Origin of the sequence: Shewanella sp. TC10 (assembly GCF_009663145.1) — a bacterium.
In the GTDB taxonomy this organism is placed as follows: domain Bacteria; phylum Pseudomonadota; class Gammaproteobacteria; order Enterobacterales; family Shewanellaceae; genus Shewanella.
The window spans coordinates 1-23,870 of sequence record NZ_VKHR01000058.1 but is presented as its reverse complement, the minus strand read 5'-3'; the positions used below and the strand labels follow the sequence as shown (position 1 = coordinate 23,870).

The following is a 23,870-nucleotide window of genomic DNA, read 5'->3' as shown; positions in this document are numbered from 1 at the left end:
TTACCCATAGAGTAAGTGCTCCATGCAATTTCGCTTAAATTACATGCTTTGATGTAATTAAGGCGACTTAATTCTAGATCAAATTAGTAACTGTGTTGCGTTTGCACAAAAAAAACCTGTAACAGCTAATTAATTAGCCTTACAGGTTTTTATCGACATCTAAAGTAAAAACTTTAACTTATCCTTCAACGCCTTTACTGGCTAAGAACTCATCATAAGTCCCTTTGAAGTCGTTAATGCCGTTTGGCGTCACTTCTAAAATACGTGTCGCAAGCGATGATACAAATGCACGGTCATGGGAAACGAATAACAAGGTACCCTCATACATTTCTAAGGCGTTATTCAATGACTCGATTGATTCCATATCCATGTGGTTAGTTGGTTCATCGAGCAGCAAAATGTTTGGCTTTTGCATAATCAACTTACCAAAGTACATACGACCTTTTTCACCACCAGATAGTACTTTAACTGACTTTTTAATATCGTCAGAACCGAATAGCATACGGCCTAAAATACCACGAACTGATTGGTCATCATCTTCTGGTTTGCGCCATTGGCTCATCCAGTCAAATAATGTCATATCGTTAGCAAAATCAGCTTCGTGATCCTGTGCATAGTAACCAATGTTTGAATTCTCAGACCACTGGATAGTACCGGCATCTTGCGGCAAGTCATGTACTAAAGTACGTAGCAAGGTGGTTTTACCCACACCGTTCTCACCTAAGATAGCAATACGCTCGCCAACTTCAGCCATCATGTCAAAGCCTGTGAATAACGGCTTTTCTTCAAAGCCTTTTTCTAATTGCTCAACTACTAATGCATTACGGAACAATTTCTTTTCTTGTTCGAAACGAATAAACGGATTAACACGGCTAGACGCTTTAATTTCTTCAATCTTAATCTTATCGATTTGCTTAGCACGTGACGTTGCTTGTTTAGCTTTTGAGGCATTAGCAGAGAAACGTGCAACGAAGCCCTGAAGCTCAGCAATTTGTGCTTTCTTCTTAGCATTGTCTGATTGTAGACGTTCGCGGGCTTGCTGCGCTGCCATCATGTATTCATCGTAGTTACCTGGGTAAACACGTAGCTCACCGTAATCGATATCAGCCATATGAGTACATACTGAGTTTAAGAAGTATCTATCGTGCGAGATAATAACCATGGTGCTGTTACGTTGGTTCAGCATTTCTTGTAACCAGCGAATGGTATCGATGTCCAAGTTGTTGGTTGGTTCATCAAGTAGTAATACATCAGGATCTGAGAACAAAGCTTGTGCAAGAAGTACACGTAACTTGAAACCTGGTGCAATTTCGCTCATCAAGCCAAAGTGTTGGTCCACACCAATACCTACGCCCATGAGTAAGTCACCTGCACGAGATTCTGCGGTGTAACCATCCATCTCAGCAAATTCCATTTCAAGCTCAGCAACCTTAATACCGTCTTCTTCACTCATTTCTGGTAAAGAATAAATGCGGTCACGTTCTTGTTTAACTTCCCACAACTCTTTATGACCCATGATCACAGTGTCAACCACTGAGAAAGCTTCATAGGCGAATTGATCCTGGTTCAATTTACCCATGCGCTCGCCTGGATCAATCGACACGTTACCGCTTGTAGGTTCTAAATCGCCAGTAAGAATTTTCATGAAGGTGGATTTACCACAGCCATTGGCTCCGATAAGACCGTAGCGGTTTCCGCCACCGAATTTAACTGAGATATTTTCAAACAGTGGTTTTGAACCAAACTGCATGGTGATGTTAGCTGTAGTAATCAAAATGAGATTCCAAAATTCAAGTTATGACAAAAACAAAAAACCAGCGCCGACTTTATTAGCTGCTGCGTTTAACAAGTTATTTATTGTTTAACGAGTATAGCGGCTGTACGTAAATAGCACTGGTTTTAAACCACCCTTAAAATAATAAGCATGGTCACAATAATTAGGCGGCGTACTATAGCATTTCAGCTTATTTTTTCAACTTAACTTAGTGCTTTTAGGAGGATAAATAGATGGGAAATTGATGAATTTAATGTGTCTGTAAACTTACATATAAAAATAGCCAACAAGGTCGGCCATTATTGCAGCAAAAGCAGTGCTAGTATGGTGGTTACTTTTTAAAGCTAAACTTTTTAGTAAACCAACTAATCGTGTCGACTTGTTGCTGCTGGCTTAAGCCGAAAAAAACACAGATCCACGGTGAAAGTAGGAAGTACCAAGGCATAGTCATACCAAGCTGGTCATTGAACTGTAAGTAGAAAAAACCAAAATAGATCACGGCTATACCTGCAATACCCACAGTTAGCATCGTCACCCTCATTGCTTTTTCCAGCCTATCCATTTCTTATCCCTAATAATATCTTTTATATTTTACTGTGTGATACCACACAATTACCGTCGTAAAGATGGTAACAATAACATCATTAATAAAAAAGCCAACCATTTAACAGGCTGGCTTTAACTACTTTACTTCAACTATCGTACATCGATTGTATTACAAGATGTTGATGACAGTGGCTAAGTTATTCTCGATAACTCACTCTCACCAAGTAAGTAAGAGTGAAGTCTGAAGATAGCTTAATGCTTAAACATCAAGCTTCACTTCAATATCACATGCTTAAGCCGCCATCGATTTCAAATACTCGGCCATTAACATAGTCGTTTTCAACAATGAATTTAACGGTTGCGGCCACTTCTTGCGCCTCACCTAAACGGCCAACTGGCACCATTTTCTCTAAGCGCTCTAACGCTTCTGGTTTCATCCCAGCGGTCATCTCTGTAGCAATGACACCTGGTGCAACTGCAGCACTACGAATATTGTAACGCGCCAGCTCTTTTGCCCAGCCAACACTCATCGCAGCAACACCCGCTTTAGAAGCCGAATAGTTTGACTGGCCCATGTTACCGGCTTTAGCAATACTCGAAATATTAATAATCACGCCAGCTTGCTGTGAATGGATCATCGCAGCCGCCGCTTCACGACCACACAAGAATGTGCCCGTTAAGTTTACATTGATGACTGACTGAAACTGCTCGTAAGACATGCGGTCTGTGACTTTGCCTTCTTTGGCTTTCACCATTAAACCATCACGTAAAATACCCGCATTATTAATCAATACGTTTACTTGGCCAAAATCTTCTAGGATGTAGTTAAAACCTGCAACCACATCTTCTTCGTCTGTGATATCTAGCGCATAACCTTGTACTTCAGTAGAAGCACCTAAATCAGCACATGCACGTTCTAATTTCTCTTGGTCTACATCGATAAGCGCCAAACGAGCGCCTTGTGCAGCAAAGTCTTGCGCCATGGCTAAACCTAAACCACCAGCACCGCCAGTAATGACCACAACCTTATCTTTAATTTCCATTAACTGGATCCTTTCTACTCTTATTTAAACCGAGATTATTGCTCTTGAGTCTATTAGACCCATTACTTTTTAGCCACTGGGGCAAATTGTTCAAAAATACTTGAGAAATCGCGGCGACCATTGCCTTGACGCGCATGATTAACATACATGCTGCGTGCTAACGCTCCCATAGGTGTACTTGAGTTTGATGCTACCGACGCTTGTTGAGATAAACCTAAATCTTTGACCATCAAGTCGACCATAAAGCCACCTTGGTAATCGTTAGATGAAGGCACACTTTCCATCACATCTGGACAAGGGTTATATTTCTCTAAGGTCCAATTGCCGCCACTGCTGACTTTCATGATATCAGATAACACTTTAGGGTCTAAACCATTATCAATACCTAATTGTAATGACTCGCTAGTTCCGACCATTAATACTGATAACAGCATATTATTACAAATCTTAGCGATTTGCCCTGCACCGGCGGCACCTGCATGGAAAATATTAGCGCCCATTACCGTTAATACGGTTTGCGCTTTCTCATAAGCATTATCACTACCACCACAAATAAAGGTCAAGGTACCCGCTGCAGCGCCTGCCGTTCCGCCCGAAACAGGCGCGTCCATAAATTCGATTCCTTTCTCGGCAGCATGGGAGCCTACCACTTGCGCTGTGCCAGCATCGATGGTTGAGCAATCAATCAATACGGCATCTTTAGCAACTACGTCCAACAAGCCTTTATTGTCAGTATCGCCAATATACAATTGATGAACATGCTTGGCTGCTGGCAACATGGTGATCACGTAGTCGGCAGATGCCGCTGCGCCGCAAGCGGTTTTAGCACTGAGTGCACCTTGAGCTGTTAATGCTTCAACCGCAGCAGGAACCAGATCAAATACAGTCACAGTCATGCCTGCTTTGATTAAATTTGCCGCCATCGGGCCGCCCATATTACCTAAACCAATAAATGCTACTGTAGCCATGATAAATTCCTTTTAAAGATCTTTTAATGGATGCTTGTCAGCGTCCCAAGGTGATGTCAGTAATTGCGTTACCGCTTCAGCTGTCACTTCACTTGCATGGCTAAAACGCCACTGTGGCTGACGGTCTTTATCTATTAATAATGCACGAACGCCTTCGCAAAAATCGCCATGAGAACAGCAATTAACACTCAAACCTAGCTCCCATTTAAACGATTCAGCCAAGGTTTTACTTGTGCCTAGGTTGGCTTGTGCAAAAATTAAAAACCAACTTAACGGGCTACCTGATAACGCCGTTTTTTGAGCTCGATTAAGCCAATCAAGTTCAGTATTTAAACTCGTTATTTGATGATGGACTTCTTCAATTTCACCTGACATTAATTGATCGATTTGTGGCTGAAAAGTCGCAAGAGGACTTTCGCCAATCTCTTTAGTGGAACTCGCCTGCATTTTATTAAGTAAAATACTCAGCTGTTGATGATTTAACGCAGCATCATCGCTCCAGCTAATTTCGGCAATGGCATCGAACAAAGGCTCTTTCTCATCGCTGCCTAAAAAGTGATTACCCAGATCCACATGTAACGCATCTGCTGCGTTCATATTGTAGGCTGTTAACCCTAAAAATAATCCCAGTTTGCCTGGCATTCTGTTGAGGAAATAACTGCCACCAACATCAGGGTATAAACCAATACTGACTTCTGGCATGGCAATTCTGCTGCGCTCAGTGACAACGCGATGACTACCACCCGCCATTAAGCCAAGGCCGCCGCCCATGACAATACCGTCCCCCCAAATAACAACAGGCTTACCGAATTGATGTAGTAAATAATCAAGCTGATATTCTTGAGTAAAGAAGTCACATGCCTCGTCGGTCATAGTATTGGGATTTGCGATAGAAGCATGATAAATAGCTCTTACATCGCCACCAGCACAAAATGCTTTTTCGCCAGCACCATCAAGCACCACAAAAGCAATATCATTATCGTCTTTCCAAGCTTGTAATTGCTTGGTCATGGCTTGCACCATATCAAGATTTAATGCATTTAAGGCTTTTTCAATATTGAGCGTAACCACACCAATTGATTTGCCAGATAATGTCCCTAAAGTCTGAAATATTACATCTTGAGTCATTAGCAGTTCTTCCAATTTGCCGCACGTTTATCTAAAAAGGCATTTACGCCTTCTGCCTGATCTTCTGTATCAAATAAGCCTACGAATAGTTCACGTTCTAATGGCAATGCTTGTGTGCGTGGCATAGTGCGCCCTGCTTGAATTAGCTTTTTACACACAGTCACACTACTTGGAGATTGTCGGGCTACTTTTGCCGCTAATGCAACTGCAGCATCCAGAGACTCACCCTTTTCGGCAACTTCTTCAATTAAACCAATTCGCTCGGCTTTTGCCGCATCAACCCTTTCACCACAAAGGATCATTCTTTTCGCCCAACCTTCCCCAACAAGTGCGGTTAGGTTTTGCGTACCGCCAGCACAAGGTAATAAACCAACAGTCGCTTCTGGCAGCGCCATTTGGGCCTGACTTTCTGCAATGCGTAAATCACAGGCCAGTGCGACTTCTAGACCGCCGCCCATGGCATAGCCATTAATGGCTGCAATCGACACTCCGCGAAATGCACTTAAGGTCTCAAAAGCCTCACCAAAACATTTGGCCATTGTCGCTGCATTACCTTTGTCACCATCGGCAAATAATTTAAGATCGGCGCCCGCTGAAAAGAACTTGTCGCCTTTCCCAGTGATCACAAGTGCATAGATATTGTTATCTTCATTTAATCGCTGCACGATATCTTTCAGCAACACCAAACTATCAGCAGTCCACGTATTAGCAGGTGGATTATTTAAGGTTAATATCGCTGTATGACCATTGATGGTCTCGATAATTGCCTGTTCTGCATCATTTTGCATTAAGTCAGAGCTTGTCATTATTCGTTCCTTAAATGGTGACAGTTATAGAATTGCGTGCGCGTTTTCATCTAACAAACGGCGGGCAATAATCAGACGCATAATTTCGTTAGTGCCTTCCAAAATCTGATGCACACGTACGTCTCTAAAATGACGCTCTAATGGATATTCACGGATATATCCGTAACCGCCATGGATTTGCAACGCGCTATCACACACCTGAAAACCAATATCAGTAGCAAAGCGTTTCGCCATTGCGCAATATGCTGTGGCTTCAGGATCGCTTTGATCTAATTTAAACGCTGCTAATCGTACCATTTGTCGCGCCGCAACTAACTCTGTTGCCATATCCGCTAACTTAAACTGTAACCCTTGAAATGCAGCAATGGGTTTACCAAATTGCTTACGTTCATTCATGTATTCTGTTGCACGCTCTAATGCGGCTTGCGCTGTACCCACTGAACACGTGGCGATATTAATCCGACCACCATCGAGTCCTTTCATCGCAAAGGTAAAACCTTGGCCTTCTTCGCCTAATAAATTTGCTTGTGGTACACGAACATTTTCAAAACTGATTAATCGAGTTGGCTGAGCATTCCAGCCCATTTTATCTTCAGCTTTACCATAAGTGACACCTTGTGCATCAGCTGGAATTGCAATCGCTGAAATACCTTTCGCCCCAGCTTCACCAGTACGGCACATGACCACTAATAACTCTGTTTCACCTGCACCCGAGATGAACATTTTTGAGCCATTGATAATATAATCATCACCATCTTTAACTGCTTTAGTTTGCAGTGATGCAGCGTCACTACCCGCCCCAGGTTCTGTTAAGCAGTAAGATGCTAATAGCTGACCCGTTGTTAGCCCTTCAGACCATTGCTGACGAAGGCTATCTGTCCCCCAAGTTGTCACCATCCAAGTTGCCATATTGTGAATGGTCAACATTGCCGTTGTGGCTGTACAGCCATGAGATAACTCTTCAAAAATAATCGAGGCGTCAAGACGAGATAGACCCATGCCACCTTCTGACTCTGGTGAATAAAGTGAGCAGAATCCGAGTTCACCCGCTTTTTGCATAACATCTTTAGGAAAATGATGTTCTTCATCCCATTTTGCAGCAAATGGCGCTAGCTCTTCTGCTGCAAATTGACGGGCAAGATCGGCGAATTGGCGTTGGTCTTCGTTGAGATTAAAATCCATGGTATGAATCCTTTTTTACTATGACTCTATGGTCACTTAAACGGTCACTTAAGCCTGAGTTCTGCATTAATTATGTGAGCTATTTTGCTCTGATTGCTGATACCTAGGCGTGGTTATTGTTGCTTTATGGCGCATTATTCAGCGTCCTGCTGAATGACATGTCTCGGCAATTGCCAACGATTGGAATGTTTATCTTACAAGCGTTGGCATTATCTAAAGCCTTCTCCCAAAAGAAGGCCTATTTGCTCATTTATATTGTGATTACTTAAGGTCAATACTCATATTCGGGCCGCTTACCACTTCATCAGCAAACCAGCGTGAAGTAATGGTCTTAGTTTCGGTATAAAAGCGCACCGCTTGCTTACCATAAGCATGCTGATCGCCATAGAAACTGCCTTTCCAGCCAGTGAATGAGAAAAATGGTAATGGCACAGGAATAGGTACGTTAATACCAACCTGACCCACTTCGATATGATGTTGATACTTACGAGCAGCGCCGCCAGATGCTGTGAAAATTGAAGTGCCGTTGCCGTAAGGGCTGTTATTAACTAATTCAATCGCTTCATCTAAATCATCAGCTTCCATACAGCACAACACTGGACCAAAGATTTCTTCTTTGTAAATTGCCATGTCGGTGGTGACATTGCTGAACATAGTTGGGCCAATCCAATTACCAGATTCGTAACCTTCAACAGTGTAGTCACTGCCATCAAGTAAACACTCAGCACCTTGTTCTTTACCTTGGGCAATAAGCTTAAGCACACGCTCTTTTGCAGCAGGACTGATAACTGGGCCATAAGCCGCATTTTCATCATTCCATAAACCTGGACGCACTTTAGCTAATGCTTCTTTTAGCTCTGGGATCCACTCTTTTGCCGCGCCAACAAATACTGCAACTGAAATAGCCATACAACGCTGACCAGCAGCGCCGACAGATGCACCAACCATGTTATTAATCACTTGTTGCTTATTGGCATCAGGCATAATGACGCAGTGATTTTTTGCGCCAGCAAAGGCTTGAACACGTTTAAGGTTATCAGTACCGGTTTTATAAATGTATTGACCAACGCCGACAGAGCCCACAAACGAAATAGCTTTAATGGCTTCATCATTTAGCAAAATATCTACCGCAGCTTTATCACCATGAATTAATTGCAATACGCCTTTTGGCGCACCTGCTTCAACGAATAGTTCAACTAAACGTTGTGGTGTCATTGGATCTTGTTCTGATGGCTTAAGGATAAAGGTGTTACCGCATGCAATCGCTAATGGGAACATCCACAATGGGATCATCGCAGGGAAGTTAAACGGTGTAATGCCAGCACAAACGCCTAGTGGTTGGGTGTAGCTGTAGGTATCAATATTACGTGCAACATTCTCAACCGTTTCACCCATTAACATTGAAGCGATATTACATGCGTGTTCAGCAACTTCAATACCACGCCAAACATCGCCCTTTGCATCTTCAAAGGTTTTACCGGTTTCTTGAGCAAGTATGGTAGCAAGTTCATCATGATGCTCTTTCAACAAATGCTGGTAACGTAGCATCACACGTGCACGTTCAGAAACTGGGACTTCTTTCCATGTTTTGAATGCTTCTTTTGCACTATGAATAGCTTGATTAACTTCATCAGCAGTCGCAGCATTGATGTTCGCAATCACTTGGTTATCCGCCGGGTTAGTGACAGAAATAACTTGTGAACCAACACCTTCGGTGAACTCGCCATTAATATAATGTTTAACTTGAACAGTCATGTCGTTTCCTAAATCCCTGTTGAGCCCCAAAGCTCATCTATTAGTAAAGTACTGATAAAAGTTAAGTACTGGCTGCTTTTTTATGTGGCTATTAAATTGCCTAGCGAGTCCAGTACTTGTTTTGGTACGTGTGTCTTGTTGAATTACAGTTTTCACTGTTGGTATTGCTTATAAACTGTTGAGATTGATTATAAAATCTTGAGACTGATTAAACTTCAATAGCCATTGCAGTCGCTTCACCACCACCGATACACAGTGATGCAACCCCTTTCGATAAGCCTTTGGCTTTAAGGGCGTGAATGAGGGTCACGAGAACACGTGCGCCAGAGCAGCCGATAGGATGGCCCAGTGCACACGCACCACCATTAATATTCACTTTGGTTTCATCAAGCTGTAATTCGCTGATCGCCAACATAGTGACCATGGCGAACGCTTCATTGATTTCGAATAAATCCACATCGGTTTTTGACCAATTCACCTTATCGAATAGTTTGTTCATCGCGCCCACTGGTGCAGTGGTGAACATTGATGGTTCTTGAGAATGAGTTGTATGGCCTTTAATGGTTGCCATCACATCTAGTCCTAAAGACTCAGCCTTTTCACGGCTCATAAGTATTAACGCAGCTGCGCCATCAGAAATTGAACTTGAGTTTGCAGCAGTGATGGTGCCATCTTTAGCAAATGCAGGACGTAAAGCTGGAATTTTCTCAGGGCGGGCATTGCCTGGCTGTTCATCGGTATCGATGGTGACATCACCACGTCGGCTTGAAATTGTCACTGGAACAACTTCTTGTTTGAAAGCACCTGAGTCAATAGCAGCATTGGCTTTTTCAAGTGAGTTTAAGGCAAATTGATCCATGCCTTCACGGGTTAAGCCGAAATCATCTGCGGTTTTTTGAGCAAATGTACCCATTGCACCGCCCGTATAAGCATCTTCAAGGCCATCAAGAAACATGTGGTCAAGTACTTTGCCGTGACCCATACGCATACCACCGCGGGCTTTATCTAACAGGTAAGGCGCTTGAGTCATGCTTTCCATGCCACCAGCAATAACAACTTCGCTTGAACCCGCTTTGATTAAATCGTGCGCAAGCATCACTGTTTTCATGCCTGAACCACAGACTTTATTCACTGTGGTTGCACCTACGCTCAGTGGCAAATCTGCACCTAAACTTGCTTGGCGTGCTGGAGCCTGACCTAAACCTGCAGGTAATACGCAGCCCATTAACACTTCATCAATCTGTTGGGTATCGATATTAGTTTGTTCGACTAAGCCCTTTATCGCTGTTGCTGCCAATGTTGGTGATGTCACGGCTGATAGTGCGCCTTGAAATCCCCCCATTGGGGTACGTTTTGCTGCAACGATAACGATATCTTGTGGTGATGTAGTGCTCATAACTTCTCCTCTGTAAACCGGCTTTATACTCGGCCGAGATTAATACACAGTAAAATGTGATCTAGTTCAATAATCACACTGTGACGTTTACGCTAACGTAAAGCAAGAAAAATCAGTTAAATTCGCATTAAGATTTCTAAAACGCTGTCATTGAAAATTTACATAAAGGTTAAGTGCCTGAAATATACACATTATCTATAGTCAAACTAAGCTATATTTTACTTTTTAGCAGGCAAATCATTGACCAGTATTAATATGATTAGGGCGCGAGTTACAGTAACGACTCACAAGAGCCACTCACACTAACCAAGCTGCAGAGGCTATTGCCCTCTTCTTTCATTCGTTGCTTGAGAATGCTAAAAGGCGAATGGTTTTATTGAAGTCCGAATGGTTTTATCAAAGTCTCTTAACATACTCTGTCGTATGAAAGTCAGTATTAGCTGATATAAGCGCTTATCCGATAAAACTGGCGAGTTGCCTTTTGATTATTATGCAAAGACGCCCTTATGCGAAAAAGCCTCTCATGCAGAGAAGACCTGATTTCGGCCACTATTTTTAGCTTTATATAAGCCTGTATCAGCGCACTTAATTATATCGGCTAAACTGCCAGTTTCGGTATGTCTAACACTGACACCGAGGCTTACTGTAAATTGCAGTTTTATATCGTTAAAATTAAATTGATTTTGCTCAATGCTCGTACGCAATCGTTCAGCAATTTCTACAGCTTGATCTAAATCTGTATTAGGTAGAATGAGCAAGAATTCTTCGCCACCAATACGGCCAAGAATGTCAGTCTTTTTAAACCAATTGCGGGCTTTGCTAGCAGTTGCTTTAATCGCGAGATCGCCAATAGCATGTCCGTATGTGTCATTAATTGTTTTAAACTTATCGATATCAAAAATAATCACTGCCAGAGGTTCATTGCGCTTTTTGGCATCTGCAAATAACTTGCTGCCCTGCTCCATGGTGTAGCGTCGATTAGAAATCCCCGTCATATAATCTGTTTGAGAACGGCGTTTAAAAAAGCGACGTGATTGAATTAAAAAAGCCATGATCACTAATAACACTGCAATAATTAGCGCTGTGACCAATAAACTCAAAGTTGAAATTTGTTGCTTATCGGTTTCTGATTTCAGTTTTAATAAGTTTATTGATAGTTGATTTTCAAGAATTTGGATCTCGTATTCCGCGACTTTTGCGCTGTGTTCAAGTGATGAATAAATCACATCTTTATCCATAATAGAGGCATAGGTTTTACGTTCATTACCTAAGCTTTTAAGTAACAGGTTAAAACTATCTTGATATTCTTCTTCAGCGAACTTATTCAATGCCAGCACAGATGTTTTTAAAAAGGCGGGAGCAGCTTGGTAACTGTTTGAATGAATAAACAAAGAGGCCATTTCAAATGCCTTGGTTGCCTCATTTTGCTGCATATAACTCAAGGATAAAAAGCCATAGACCGTATCGATAAAATAGGTTTCATTGGTTGTATCTTTAACTGACAAGGCGCTTTCGAAATAAACAATGGATTGAACAAAATCTTGTTGGAAAAACTTATTACGGCCGGCATTTACATAGGCAAAAAACAGAAAGTCTTCGAACTCAGGATGTTGCTCTGCTAAATCAAATAACTCTTTGACACTTATTTCAGCGGATTCCCAATCCGACACCTTAATCGACTCGCCGAGCATATTGTGCAGCATGTTAAACATATCTTGATAATCATCAACAGAGCGCCATAAATTGTATGCTTCGCGAAAGTATTCGTAGGCATATTTATGCAAGCCATTAGAGCGGTATATCGCTCCAGTAGAATTATAAATCATTGCTTGTCTGTTAGGGGTAAACTCATGTTTTCTTGCTAGCACTAATGCTTCATCTAAGCGACTTAACCCTTCTTCAAAATTATCTACATCAGTATAGCAAAATGCACTTTGAGTCAGTGACTTAACTAAGGTGTCTGGGGAGTTTAATTGACGAGCAAGAACAAGTGCGTATTCCCTGTCTGGACAATAGTCTGCTTGAGAATTGGTTTGCAGGTATCTAATATAAGAGCGTTCAATGTAACTCACCACCAGCATGTCAGAAACAGGCTCTGATTTAAGCATTTCAACAATATGACTATAGCTATCATAAGCGTCTTCGAGCTGCTCAATGGCTTCTTGCTCTATCGCTAGCAAAAGGTAGAGTTCAGCTTGTTGCTGTTTACTCCAATCAGCGACATCTTGCAATTTTACAGTTATAAGCTCTACACCTTCATGGGAGTTTTCTAGAGTTGATAACGCCAGCTTTAATTGTTCAATTTCTGAAATGACAGCGATATTTTCTACATGACTTGGTTCATTGTTAGATTCAGCACTTAGTTCAGAGATAAGTTCAGGGCTAAATTCAGAGCTAAATTCAGTAACATATTCAGGGCTTTGCTCAACAGCATTCTCAATACTTTTTAAATCAACAGGTTCTGCACTTACTTGGGAGCTAAAAGTTATGAAGGCTAAAAACGCAATAATTGAAACACATTGATCGGCCCAAATATGAAATTGAGACATGAAGGAATTTGAGTTCACTGTACTTCCTTTTAAGATGCGTTAACCATAACAATATACCAACAATTGTCACCCTGTACGATAAACGCTGAAAAAGTCTCTGGCTTATTTAAACCTAAATGAGCCTTATTAAAGACTTTGCTTAGTCATAAGTTCTAGGATCCTAACCTTTAGCATTTAACTCCTCTGTAAATAGTAAAAAAGCGGCAGAAAACGCCAAATTCAAGTTAAAAAAATTAAAATAAAAAAAGCGCTGAATTCAGCGCTTTTTTAAGATGTTTAGTTAACTTTTCATTTATTAAACGCTATTTGCTAATCATGACAGCACCAACACTTCTATCTTCACTCTGATTTATTAAGCGAATGGTTAAACCATACTCTGGAATATTACGTCCTGCATCAGGTAAATCTCCACCAGAATAATCACGAGAATCTTTAAATGTACGTTGTGCGCGGGTACGATAATCATACATAGTGATGCCATATTGCTCAGATAAGTCGATAAACATTTTTTCTGGCCTATCTATTCTGAACGTCGCATCGTGAATTTGATAACGAGTCGTCGCAGTATTGCCATTACTCCAAGATAAGGTATTTTGATCTGCATCCACTACACCTAAGAAGCCATCCCCTGGATGAATACCGACCCAATTGTCAGAATATTGGTTATCTACGTACCAAATGAGCATGCCTTTCTCGTAGGTCATTGGTTGACCTCCGACATTAATATGCTCTAAACCACTATCTACACCATGATGAGTTCGCCACTCAACCAAGTAATAATGCTCAGTTTCAGAGGTTCCAGCCGATACTTCAAAGCCGTCAAGCATCATGTTTTCAGGAGAAGAATCAGCATTTGCAGTAAAGTTTTCAACTTCATCTATGACTAACTGGATATCATCAATGTACATACCTGGATTAGACACTGCTTCATCAGTTTGATACATCACATAAAGATTAAAAACATTACCTGCAAGAGAAGTTAAATCAAACTCTGCATTAATCCAACCAGAAGAACTCCCTGTAATACCATTACCTAAATTGGTACCATTTGGATTAGTTGTAGAAGTGATATTACTTTCAAGCATCACTTGCCCAAAGTCACCAACAGCCATTACATACGCATAATCCCAATCAGTTTCTATGTCATACCATGTCTGGAAATTAATCTCGGCTGTTGTTGCATCAGATAAATCTACAGCAACTCCCATCAAGTTTTGTAAGTTATCTCCCGAACCACTGAAGTAGGCATATTCACCACTCGTTGGTTCAGTAATAACCTTAACCTTATTAGGAAGGGCAATTTTTATCACATCGTGATTTGTCCCCTTACTTGATGCTTGATCTAGCAAGCCAACTACACCACGGCGTGGAATATCATCGAAATTAACTATCGCACCATGTTGCCAGTTTCCCCCCAAGGAAGCTTGAAGGAATTCTCTGGCAAACGGACTGAAACCTACCGGTTCTGTTCCACCAATCTCGCCAGCCCAACTACCTGAAGACATAACAGACCACATAGATACTGGCTCACCTTGACCTGTGTACTGGGTATCATATTCGTCCGGTAACCCTAGGTCATGACCATATTCATGACTAATAACCCCTACAGCACTATCAATAGGCGCAATGGTATAATCATATGCCCCCATCACACCGCCCCAATATGGAATATCAGTAGACGAGCCAGGAATGCCATATACACCACCTAAATTCCAGCGATGTGACCAAATAGCGTCTTCTCCCACTTGTCCCCCACCCGCTTCTTCACCAACAGCTGAGTGAAATACCATTACATGGTCAACTAACCCATCTGGCTCCCAATAGTTTCCGTCACCATCAAGATCGTAGCGATCTTCAATATCAAACTGACTTAAATCTAGTGTCGGATCTAACGATGCGGCTGTTAACGCCTCACGAATTAAACTACGTGCATCTCCATCGACATTATTGCCATAAAATGCTGCCGGCATCGAAGCCATGTACCAGCCAGCTACATCACCGGTTACTGTATAGCTGTCACCAGATTGTTTTTCATAGAACTGTCTAAAAGAATTGGCATGGTGTCCATTTGGTGCCACCCAACCATCATCTCCAAATAGAATTTGACGATAATGGTCTTGATTATAATCTTCGTAATACATACCTGACTCTTCAGGCAGTATTGAATTATGTACAAAGTCAGGAAACTCCATCAGGATGGCGAGTACTCTAGCTTCACGAGTCGGACCATCATAAAGCTCTTCTACAACATCAGCTGGACGGTTTCGAATAGAGCGACCTGTTAAGCTGCCTTTTGAAGCTTGATGACGTCGCTCCATTTTGGTTTTACTTTTAATGCTGCTGGTCATCGAATAATGACTTGTGATTTCGGCATCTTGCGCTGCTGCGTTAACTACGGCTTCAGCTTGACGCTTTTTCAAATACATTTTCAAAGCTGATTCAGCTTCTTGTAAGCTTGCTGATTGCGATATCTTTCCCGAGTTTTTGAGCATTGTAATTAGCTTTTGCTCATCAGCAATCACCAAATCAAAAGCACCAGATTGTGGTATATGAGCATGCTCTGCAGCCTGCAAGCTTCCTGAGAGCCCAGCAATAGCCAAAGCTAGTGGGATAAATTTTGTGTTATTCAATTGAATACCCTCATGTGAAATTCAGTTCCGTTTGAAATTTTCTACTCAGAAAGACTCGGCTACGTTATCTAAGTATTAAAAAATCCTAACCGAAGAAACTCATCCACAACATAGTAGAGATAACATTTCATGCCCAAGTATTATTTCGAGCTTAATATCTAATTCATATGGGTATTTTGATATTATATATCATAACAAAAAGAGCCATTTAGCTAGGCTAAATGGCTCAAAGTAATGTTTCAATTGTATAATTTAGGTCTATTTAACTCTCAGATTCCCATGGTGTTATACCGCTCATATCTGATAGGTCATAAGGTGTTAGCTGATAGACATAATAGTTCAACCAATTGCTCACCAGTAAACTGCCATGACTATGCCACCTTGCAATTGCTTCTTGATTTGGGTCGTCATTTCTAAAGTAATGGCTAGGTATTGAAGGATTAAGCCCTTGATCGAGGTCTCGTTGGTATTCATCTTTCAAGGTCGACTTTTGATACTCAGGATGTCCCATCACAAATAAGTTTCGGCTATTACGGCTTAATACAATATAAGCGCCTGCTTGCTCAGACTCTGCCAGTACTTCAAGATCTGGATGTTGTTTTATATCTTCAATATTCATTTCAGCAAAGCGTGAATGAGGTGCAAAAAATTCATCATCAAAACCACGTAATAACGGGTGTGGTTTAGCTGAACGTCGATGACAAAATACCCCAGAGCGTTTTTCATCTAATAATTTACGATGTAAATCGTATAAGTGGAATAACCCAGCATGAGCTGCCCAGCACAAAAATAGTACTGAAGTGACATGCTGCTGCGACCAATCAATGATTTCTTTAATATGTTCCCAATAAACAACATCTTCAAAATCCAGTTGACCTAACGGCGCACCAGTGATGATGAGTCCATCATAGTTTTTACTTTTTACCGCTTCAAAATCACGATAGAAAGTATTCATATGATCAATAGAAGTATGTTTTGAGGCTTTATCGTGAATACGAAGTAGATCAACATCGACTTGCAACGGGGTGTTACCCAGTAAACGTAGTAATTGAGTTTCGGTTTCAATCTTATTTGGCATAAGATTCAAAATAAGTACCCGCATAGGTCGAATATCTTGATTTGCAGCCCTGGTTTCGGACATCACGAAGATATTTTCTGATTCTAAAATTTCTGCAGCGGGTAAATTATCTGGAATTCTAACCGGCATTAAAGGCACCTTTTAATCTAAAAACTTTCGGTGCTATCAATCACTTCCTTCGGGATAAGCTTTATCGCTGAGCTTATCCATAGTATGAAATGATTATCCACCGACCTTGTTGACGAGCACATTGACGGGTTCAATTGCGTCAATATTAACAATGTAAGACTGGGTATTGATAAACCATAACTTGCCTTCAACTTCGATACGCGCACCTATAGCATAAGTGTGACCTTGCTGAAATTGATCCCGAGCTAGCTGAAACTCAAAACCATGTGGCGTAGTGACTTTATCGGTAACCATCTCAGCCATTACGATAGCTTTAGTGTCTTGTAATGACACATCATTCAGCTGCACCTTAATTACCGCATTTTCAGGTAATGCAATACGCTCTCGATACATCACATCACCTGAAATGGTCACAAGATCGCTTTGTGAAGCACATCCACCCAGTCCAACGACTAACGAAACAGATAACACAAACGACATTAATAATTTGCTTAGGGTGCGATTCATTGTTAAACCCATAATTAATTTCCTTATCATACATTAAGACTTCTAGAAGTCTATACGTCTTACTTGAATAATATTCTTACTTGTTATCGAAAGCAGTTGTTTTTATCATAGGCCATCATTTCAAAGCCATAAAGCGCATGACACAAGCAAACGCAATTATAGTGGGCGCTAGCTCACACCTTAGTAAAGAAATCGCGACTAAATTAGCTCAGCAAAAAGTTTCTTTGGTGCTATTTGTTCAAAACCCTGATGACATGAAGGAGTTTGCTGAGCAACTTCCTACTAAAGTTGATGTTTTGCCACTCGATATTGAAAGTCCTGCTGCAATTATCAGCCAGCTAGAAAAAGTTTGGCTCAGTATGGATGGAGCTCACCTCGTTTTAGTGAATACTGGGTTAAATGGTTATCACGAATCACTTCCATGGCAATTAGAGCAAGATATTATTGATGTCAACGTGAGCGGCTTTACCGCAATTTGTAATACGACATTCCGTTTGATGCGCGAACAAGGCTACGGCCAAATTGCTGCCATTAACTCGATTGCTGGATTACGCGGTGGGCCAAGCGTGGCGTATCATGCTTCAAAAGCTTATGCACAAAATTATCTTGAAGGGTTAAGCATGCATGCTCAGCGCTTAAAGCTACCCATTACCATCACAGATATACAGTTAGGTTTATTGGATAAAGCCGCCATGCAACAGAGTAAATTGTGGCTGCCGCCTCTACCTAAGGTTGCAGATCAAATTATTAAAGCCATGCAAAAAGGAAAACGTAAAGTCTACGTCACCAAGCGTTGGCGTTTAGTTGCATGGCTTACTTTGGGTTTACCTGAATTTATATACAATACTCGCCATTGGAAAGTAAAAAAGAAAAAGTAGTTTTTACTTTAGCCAAATAAAAACAGGAGCTCGTTAGCTCCTGTTTTTTATTGGTCTGAATCAGTACTAAGTCTGCTTAAAATTTATAACCAACGCTCACCATATATACCCAAGGGTTAATATCAGTTTCAATAGTCACTGGAACCGAAACATCACCACCTTCAGGCGAATAATTGAAACTTGCATCAGTAGAAATCTGTGCATACCAAACAGACGCGTTCACTAACCAGTTTTCATTGACATTGTAATCTAGACCCACTTGAGCAGCGACTCCCCAAGAATTAGATAGGCTTAAATCCGAAAGTCTTCCCCCGACATCATCAGTTATCTCATTGTCGAAAAAGTTAGTAAAGTTCACACCAACACCGATATAAGGACGTAATTTAGACTGCGCATTTCCAAAGTAGTATTGCGCGACTAAGGTAGGTGGTAAGTGTTTAGTCTCAGCCACTTTCATACCAGCTATCGAGATATCATGAGAAAAAGGCGTCGCAGCTAGCAATTCAACTGCCCAATTATCAGTAATCATATAGCCAAAGTTCAACCCAACCTGTGTATTGTCGTCAACTGAAAACTCGCCAAGATTACCAAGATCAGGAGTATTAACATCCTGACTTGAATCATTTGGCGCAACAGCAACGGCACCAACTCGAACGATAAAATCACCAGCTTGGTGAGCGAATGCGGTAGATGAAACACCTGTAGATAATAGGCTGGCAGCAACAAGACTAAGGGCTAGTTTTTTATTCATTATGACGACTCCATGTATGCAACATAATTAGTGTTTTTACGTAAACACATTTAACAATTGGCGCTACACTGCCAGAAAACCCCAGTAACAATATTGATACAGATCAATAAAACCACTTACAACCAAATAGGTAGAACACCAACTTGATTGAGATCACAAAATACCAACACTTTACGACAAAGATGCCTTGAATTTAGATGTTTAAGGTTGAAAAATGAGGCCTTATTAGACAATTACCTAATAAAGCTCTGCTACTAATTATTTCTTTGAAACTTTCAATAATTAACAACCCCCCAACATACCAGGCCTTATTTATAAGACAAATATGAGAGATATTTACCTCTTCAATAATGATATTTTTAAAATTTAAAGTGATACGATTATGATACAAATAGAATGGACGATATGAGGTTGTTTTCTTTTCAAATGACAACTAGATTAAATGCAACCTTATGGACCACTCTCCTGCTTAAGACTGTCTTATTTTTGTCTTTCAATACTTATGCTGCAGAAGTACAACATACTCATGTTGTAAAAACAGCAACTGACTTAACCGATATAACAGCAACAAAAATAGAGACTGAGTCAGAAATTGAAGTTGATACTGAAACTGAGACAGTCAACTCACCTTGCTATAGCCGCTCTCAATCAGACAGAGCAATAGACAAAACCTTTGCCTACTTCAACACCAAATTTTGTGAACCTGCTATTTGGTTCGACAGCTTTTTTGTTGATGAGCGAATTACTGACGATGCTAGAGCCGGGACTATTATTCGTTGGTATAACGATTTTTCGTATTTTGAAAAAGAAGGCTTTAAGTATCGCTCTAACATTAAAGCTCATTTGAATTTGCCAGGCATGAGTAAGAAGCTAAAGCTTATCTTCGATTCAACAGGCGAGGATGACCCCTTTTCGTTCATCAAAAGTCCTGATGAGGACAATGAACGAGATATCAGCTTACGGTATGACTGGTATGCAAAAGATAGGACTAGCTTCAATATTAAAGCTAGCTTTAAACCTAAAATAGAAGCACGCTATCGTTATACCTACCCCATATCTCAAAATACCTTATGGCGATTTACTCAAACCCTGTATCAAGAAAAAAAGGTCACAGGTGAAACATCTGAATTTGATTTTGAGCATGCATTCAATGACGAGTTTCTATTACGATGGAATAGTGCTGTTCAATATGAAAACAGAGATAATGGTTGGGACTTAGGGACTGGGTTGCAGTTGTATCAATATATCAGTGATGATCAAGCCATCAGTTATCAAGCCAGAATGAATAGTGTTACTGAGCCATATCATTATATTGAAACTGCCAGCATTGGCCTCACCTACCGACAAAACTACGCTAGAGAGTGGCTATATTTTTCAATCACACCTGAATACACTTGGACTAAAGAGGACGATACAGAACGATTAAACCAAGTTGTGATCACATTCACCTTAGAGATCTTGTTTCAAAACGTCTAAACGCTTCTCTAAGAATGATTTTATAGTTCTAAGGACAACTTTGGATAATTGTTAAACCAAGGCTTACTGGAAACACGCTTCATAAATACCGACTCATCGGCTTTGGGGTTATAATTAACGGTTAAGCTAAATACAGTTTCTAAACCAAATACAGAATCGATAATTAACTCCCCTTCTTCATCAAGCTTAACAGCTATCGCTGTTTGCTTTTCTGGCCAGTAAGACATGGCATCAAGGCAAGAAGAATATGCAGAATGGTTGTTTTTCTTATGCATTCTTGCCTGATTTTTAACTGACCAAGGCAAATTAGACTGCTCTGACAAAGCAAGCTCAATTAACTTATCACGGTAAATACTGGTTTCTTCATGACACCAATAAATGACATCAATATCCTCTAATACAGATGCTGGCGAATCGTGAAGCTTATCCCACACTAGATTTCGTACAAAACCTGCAGCAATATACCAATCATCAACTTCGTTCTCAGCAAAAAACTGCGCTGTCAGCTTAAGTGCAGACATACGCATTTCATCACTGAGTAACCAGTCTTTTAACTGAGCTTCATATTCCATTGCGACTATCCATTATTGCTGCGATTACTAGTGCCATCACTACTGTTTTTTTGTGTCAATTAGCACTGCTAACAAATTCTAGTGATACCAAATTCCACTGATAACACTGTCTACTGCCAATGACGATTAATTTTATTAATACTCATCAGCAGCCAGCATCACAACACGTGTTATTGTTTCTTATCAAATAAACTTATCACAATAGTTTTCTGGCTTCACTCACTAAAACCTATACATTAACAATTGCTAAACTAAGTGGTTTAAACAGTATTTTAAATGGCCATAGAATTATAGAAAAATGGTTAACTCGCATCATCTTGCATTTCAGGCGCGGCATCAGCAAATTCAGCTAATTGATTACACTGCTCCCAAATTCTGACAATGTGAGGATATTGCGCCATATCCACTTTAAAACGATAGGCATTGTAAACCTGAGGGATAAGACAAATATCAGCCATTGTCGGAGTATCGCCAAAACAAAATTGTCCAGAGGTTGTGGTTAATTGCTTTTCTAATGCACTAAAGCCTAAGTGTATCCAATGGTGATACCACTTCATTTTGGCTTCTTCGTCCACGCCCATTTCTTTCACTAAATACTGCAGAACACGTAAATTATCCAGAGGATGAATTTCACACGCTATTGCTTGAGACATTGCGCGTACAATCGCTCTATCTTTTGCTGACTCAGGTAAAATGGCTTGCTGTGGATATTGCTCTTCAAGATATTCAAGAATCGCCAATGATTGGGTTAACGCAAACTCTCCTTGTTCATCTTCATCAATAAATGCTGGCACCAAATGCTGAGCATTAAGCTGACTAAACATGTCACTGTGCTGCTCACCACCATTTTTCACTAAATGAATTGAGACTTGTTCTGCGTTTAATAATTTTAAATTCAGCGCTATACGCACTCTATAGGCGGCACTTGAACGCCAGTAACCATATAGTTTCATTTTATATCCTTATCCGTTTTTATTAAGCAAAATATTAAGCAAAACTTATCCGTCTTGAATCAGCTTCTATTAGGTATAAAAAAAGCAATAACGCACAGCGCTATTGCTTTCATTGATTAACGCCTTCATTAATATGAGGTATTATACCAATCAGCATAATAATATGATCATTCTTACTGGTTAAAATCACTTATAACGTCGTTAGAAATTTTGTAGGTAGAGCAACTAGCTAGCTGCAATTCCTGCCTTGTTCTAAGCGATTTTCCCTAAGCAATATCTGATCACTTATTTATCCCGATTGGTATTAGCCTTTGTATTCGACAACTTTTTGATCAATCGAACCGAAGATGCTGTTTTCATTGTCATCGAACATTTCAATTCGAACAGTATCACCAAAACGCATAAATGGCGTAGCAGGCTTGCCATCAGCAATGATTTCTAACATACGTTTCTCAGCCAAGCAGCTTGAACCAGCACTACGATCGTAATTTGAGATAGTGCCAGAGCCAATCACTGCGCCCGCACATAGAGGACGGGTTTTAGCGACATGTGCCACTAACTGACTAAAATCGAACGTCATGTCTACACCAGCATTTGGACGTCCAAATAATTCACCGTTTAAATGAGTCACTAATGGTAAATGTACTTTTGAATCTTGCCATTTATCGCCTAACTCATCAGGGGTAATCGCCACTGGTGAGAATGCACTTGAAGGCTTAGATTGGAAAAAGCCAAAGCCTTTCGCCAACTCACCAGGGATAAGGTTACGTAGCGAGACATCATTAACTAACATCAGTAGTTTGATATGCTTAGTCGCATTGTCAGAGTCAACGCCCATTGCGACATCATCAGTAACAACAGCAATTTCAGATTCGAAATCAATACCGTATTCTTCGCTTGCCATTTCGATATCAGCTTTTGGCGCAATAAAGCAATCTGAACCACCTTGATAGACTAATGGATCAGTCCAAAAGCTTTCAGGCATTTCAGCGCCACGAGCCTTACGCACTAACTCAACATGATTCACATAAGCGCTACCGTCAGCCCACTGATAAGCGCGAGGAAGCGGTGATAAACAACGTGCTTCGTCAAAATCCACTGCATTATCCATTTGACCTGCATTTAACGCTTCATACAGCTCTTGTAGTTGAGGATTAAGTAAGTCCCAAGCATCAAGTAATTGCTGCATTGTCTTAGCAATAGCAGGTACTGCAACGGCTTTAGTTAAATCTTTGCTAACCAACATCAGTTGGCCATCACGGCGACCGTTGTTATAACTTGCAAGTTTCATTTTGACTCCTAAATAGGTACAAATAAGGTTGATATTAAATTAATTAAATTGTCATCCTTGCTTAGTGTATTTCACTTCAACATCAGCGTTACCCAGCTAGTTTTATATAGCTCGCTGTACTGATGTGAACCATGGCACTTCACAAGTTAATACCAACAAAAATAGCCTTCTTAAGGCTAGAAATACCTTAAGCTTAGCCAAATTAATATAGCGTGAGGCAAATCACACTTTTGCAAGGTACCCGTAGTTTTGTAAACCTTTTGATACATTGCTCAAGATATTAGCTATTTAGCCAATATGCGTCTTAAAAACACGACAATGCCAGCAATTTGCTGGCATTGTCGTGTTTTTAAGACGCATATTGGCTAAATAGCTAATATCTTGAGGAATGTATCAAAAGGTTTACAAAACTACGGGTACCTTGCAAAAGTGTGATTTGCCTCACGCTATATTAATTT

The 23,870-nt window shown here is 40.6% G+C and carries 19 protein-coding genes; 2 read left to right on the top strand and 17 right to left on the bottom strand.

Going from position 1 to position 23,870, the window contains the following annotated elements; genetic code table 11:
• Positions 1–178 precede the first annotated feature (178 nt).
• The 13 genes from FNZ24_RS17250 to FNZ24_RS17190 all read right to left on the bottom strand — a co-directional run bounded on the left by FNZ24_RS17250 (position 179) and on the right by FNZ24_RS17190 (position 17,503).
• Complete coding sequence (locus FNZ24_RS17250) at positions 179–1,774, bottom strand: ABC-F family ATPase (RefSeq protein WP_153916075.1); 1,596 nt, start codon at positions 1,772–1,774, stop codon at positions 179–181.
• Positions 1,775–2,105: 331 nt separating this feature from the next.
• On the bottom strand, positions 2,106–2,336 hold the full coding sequence (locus FNZ24_RS17245; RefSeq protein WP_153916074.1) for a hypothetical protein: 231 nt from the start codon (positions 2,334–2,336) through the stop codon (positions 2,106–2,108).
• A gap of 268 nt (positions 2,337–2,604) precedes the next feature.
• Positions 2,605–3,363, bottom strand: a complete 759-nt coding sequence (locus tag FNZ24_RS17240; RefSeq protein WP_153916073.1) for an SDR family oxidoreductase — start codon at positions 3,361–3,363, stop codon at positions 2,605–2,607.
• A 62-nt stretch (positions 3,364–3,425) separates the two neighbouring features.
• Complete coding sequence (mmsB, locus tag FNZ24_RS17235) at positions 3,426–4,331, bottom strand: 3-hydroxyisobutyrate dehydrogenase (RefSeq protein ID WP_153916072.1); 906 nt, start codon at positions 4,329–4,331, stop codon at positions 3,426–3,428.
• 12 nt (positions 4,332–4,343) lie between these two features.
• The gene (locus FNZ24_RS17230; protein ID WP_153916071.1) at positions 4,344–5,459 is read right to left on the bottom strand and encodes an enoyl-CoA hydratase/isomerase family protein; all 1,116 of its coding nucleotides are present in this window, start codon (positions 5,457–5,459) and stop codon (positions 4,344–4,346) included.
• Entirely contained in the window at positions 5,459–6,265 is an 807-nt protein-coding gene (locus FNZ24_RS17225; RefSeq protein ID WP_228768532.1) for an enoyl-CoA hydratase, read from the bottom strand. The genes FNZ24_RS17230 and FNZ24_RS17225 overlap by 1 nt, the downstream gene beginning before the upstream one ends.
• Positions 6,266–6,289: 24 nt before the next feature.
• Complete coding sequence (locus FNZ24_RS17220; protein ID WP_153916070.1) at positions 6,290–7,447, bottom strand: acyl-CoA dehydrogenase family protein; 1,158 nt, start codon at positions 7,445–7,447, stop codon at positions 6,290–6,292.
• 261 nt (positions 7,448–7,708) lie between these two features.
• A complete protein-coding gene (locus tag FNZ24_RS17215; protein ID WP_153916069.1) occupies positions 7,709–9,202 on the bottom strand; it encodes a CoA-acylating methylmalonate-semialdehyde dehydrogenase in 1,494 nt (497 codons plus the stop codon).
• A 208-nt stretch (positions 9,203–9,410) separates the two neighbouring features.
• On the bottom strand, positions 9,411–10,598 hold the full coding sequence (locus FNZ24_RS17210) for an acetyl-CoA C-acyltransferase (RefSeq protein ID WP_153916068.1): 1,188 nt from the start codon (positions 10,596–10,598) through the stop codon (positions 9,411–9,413).
• A 521-nt stretch (positions 10,599–11,119) separates the two neighbouring features.
• Positions 11,120–13,165 carry a GGDEF domain-containing protein gene (locus tag FNZ24_RS17205; RefSeq protein ID WP_153916067.1) on the bottom strand — a complete coding sequence of 682 codons (2,046 nt, stop codon included), beginning with the start codon at positions 13,163–13,165 and terminating at the stop codon, positions 11,120–11,122.
• A gap of 284 nt (positions 13,166–13,449) precedes the next feature.
• Positions 13,450–15,777, bottom strand: a complete 2,328-nt coding sequence (locus FNZ24_RS17200; protein ID WP_153916066.1) for an immune inhibitor A domain-containing protein — start codon at positions 15,775–15,777, stop codon at positions 13,450–13,452.
• A 262-nt stretch (positions 15,778–16,039) separates the two neighbouring features.
• Positions 16,040–16,984 carry a homoserine O-acetyltransferase MetA gene (gene metA, locus FNZ24_RS17195; RefSeq protein WP_153916065.1) on the bottom strand — a complete coding sequence of 315 codons (945 nt, stop codon included), beginning with the start codon at positions 16,982–16,984 and terminating at the stop codon, positions 16,040–16,042.
• A gap of 93 nt (positions 16,985–17,077) precedes the next feature.
• Positions 17,078–17,503 carry a YbaY family lipoprotein gene (locus FNZ24_RS17190; protein WP_228768531.1) on the bottom strand — a complete coding sequence of 142 codons (426 nt, stop codon included), beginning with the start codon at positions 17,501–17,503 and terminating at the stop codon, positions 17,078–17,080.
• A 125-nt stretch (positions 17,504–17,628) separates the two neighbouring features.
• Here FNZ24_RS17190 and FNZ24_RS17185 point away from each other — a divergent pair, with 125 nt between their 5' ends.
• Positions 17,629–18,369, top strand: a complete 741-nt coding sequence (locus tag FNZ24_RS17185) for an SDR family NAD(P)-dependent oxidoreductase (RefSeq protein WP_153916064.1) — start codon at positions 17,629–17,631, stop codon at positions 18,367–18,369.
• A 76-nt stretch (positions 18,370–18,445) separates the two neighbouring features.
• Here the strand turns inward: FNZ24_RS17185 and ompW are convergent, their stop codons facing one another.
• Positions 18,446–19,120 (bottom strand): outer membrane protein OmpW, encoded by a 675-nt coding sequence (gene ompW, locus FNZ24_RS17180; RefSeq protein ID WP_153916063.1) that lies wholly within the window; start codon positions 19,118–19,120, stop codon positions 18,446–18,448.
• A gap of 486 nt (positions 19,121–19,606) precedes the next feature.
• Between ompW and FNZ24_RS17175 the strand changes: the two genes are divergently transcribed.
• Complete coding sequence (locus FNZ24_RS17175) at positions 19,607–20,596, top strand: hypothetical protein (protein WP_228768530.1); 990 nt, start codon at positions 19,607–19,609, stop codon at positions 20,594–20,596.
• A gap of 20 nt (positions 20,597–20,616) precedes the next feature.
• On the opposite strand, the gene FNZ24_RS17170 is transcribed toward FNZ24_RS17175, so the two are convergent.
• The 3 genes from FNZ24_RS17170 to FNZ24_RS17160 form a co-directional block, all read right to left on the bottom strand.
• Positions 20,617–21,168: a nucleotidyltransferase family protein gene (locus FNZ24_RS17170; protein WP_153916062.1), complete on the bottom strand. Its 552-nt coding sequence runs from the start codon at positions 21,166–21,168 to the stop codon at positions 20,617–20,619.
• Positions 21,169–21,470: 302 nt separating this feature from the next.
• Complete coding sequence (maiA, locus tag FNZ24_RS17165) at positions 21,471–22,121, bottom strand: maleylacetoacetate isomerase (protein ID WP_153916061.1); 651 nt, start codon at positions 22,119–22,121, stop codon at positions 21,471–21,473.
• Between the two features lie 304 nt (positions 22,122–22,425).
• Entirely contained in the window at positions 22,426–23,412 is a 987-nt protein-coding gene (locus FNZ24_RS17160) for a fumarylacetoacetate hydrolase family protein (RefSeq protein WP_153916060.1), read from the bottom strand.
• Positions 23,413–23,870 lie beyond the last annotated feature (458 nt).

What these genes read in the sequence shown, in the direction of transcription:
- mmsB (WP_153916072.1), bottom strand. Translation starts at nt 4,331, where the DNA reads ATGGCTACAGTAGCATTTATTGGTTTAGGTAATATGGGCGGCCCGATG.
- FNZ24_RS17215 (WP_153916069.1), bottom strand. Translation starts at nt 9,202, where the DNA reads ATGACTGTTCAAGTTAAACATTATATTAATGGCGAGTTCACCGAAGGT.
- FNZ24_RS17245 (WP_153916074.1), bottom strand. Translation starts at nt 2,336, where the DNA reads ATGGATAGGCTGGAAAAAGCAATGAGGGTGACGATGCTAACTGTGGGT.
- FNZ24_RS17170 (WP_153916062.1), bottom strand. Translation starts at nt 21,168, where the DNA reads ATGGAATATGAAGCTCAGTTAAAAGACTGGTTACTCAGTGATGAAATG.
- FNZ24_RS17190 (WP_228768531.1), bottom strand. Translation starts at nt 17,503, where the DNA reads ATGGGTTTAACAATGAATCGCACCCTAAGCAAATTATTAATGTCGTTT.
- FNZ24_RS17185 (WP_153916064.1), top strand. Translation starts at nt 17,629, where the DNA reads ATGACACAAGCAAACGCAATTATAGTGGGCGCTAGCTCACACCTTAGT.
- metA (WP_153916065.1), bottom strand. Translation starts at nt 16,984, where the DNA reads ATGCCGGTTAGAATTCCAGATAATTTACCCGCTGCAGAAATTTTAGAA.
- FNZ24_RS17160 (WP_153916060.1), bottom strand. Translation starts at nt 23,412, where the DNA reads ATGAAACTTGCAAGTTATAACAACGGTCGCCGTGATGGCCAACTGATG.
- FNZ24_RS17210 (WP_153916068.1), bottom strand. Translation starts at nt 10,598, where the DNA reads ATGAGCACTACATCACCACAAGATATCGTTATCGTTGCAGCAAAACGT.
- FNZ24_RS17225 (WP_228768532.1), bottom strand. Translation starts at nt 6,265, where the DNA reads ATGACAAGCTCTGACTTAATGCAAAATGATGCAGAACAGGCAATTATC.
- FNZ24_RS17220 (WP_153916070.1), bottom strand. Translation starts at nt 7,447, where the DNA reads ATGGATTTTAATCTCAACGAAGACCAACGCCAATTCGCCGATCTTGCC.
- maiA (WP_153916061.1), bottom strand. Translation starts at nt 22,121, where the DNA reads ATGAAACTATATGGTTACTGGCGTTCAAGTGCCGCCTATAGAGTGCGT.
- FNZ24_RS17240 (WP_153916073.1), bottom strand. Translation starts at nt 3,363, where the DNA reads ATGGAAATTAAAGATAAGGTTGTGGTCATTACTGGCGGTGCTGGTGGT.
- FNZ24_RS17230 (WP_153916071.1), bottom strand. Translation starts at nt 5,459, where the DNA reads ATGACTCAAGATGTAATATTTCAGACTTTAGGGACATTATCTGGCAAA.
- ompW (WP_153916063.1), bottom strand. Translation starts at nt 19,120, where the DNA reads ATGAATAAAAAACTAGCCCTTAGTCTTGTTGCTGCCAGCCTATTATCT.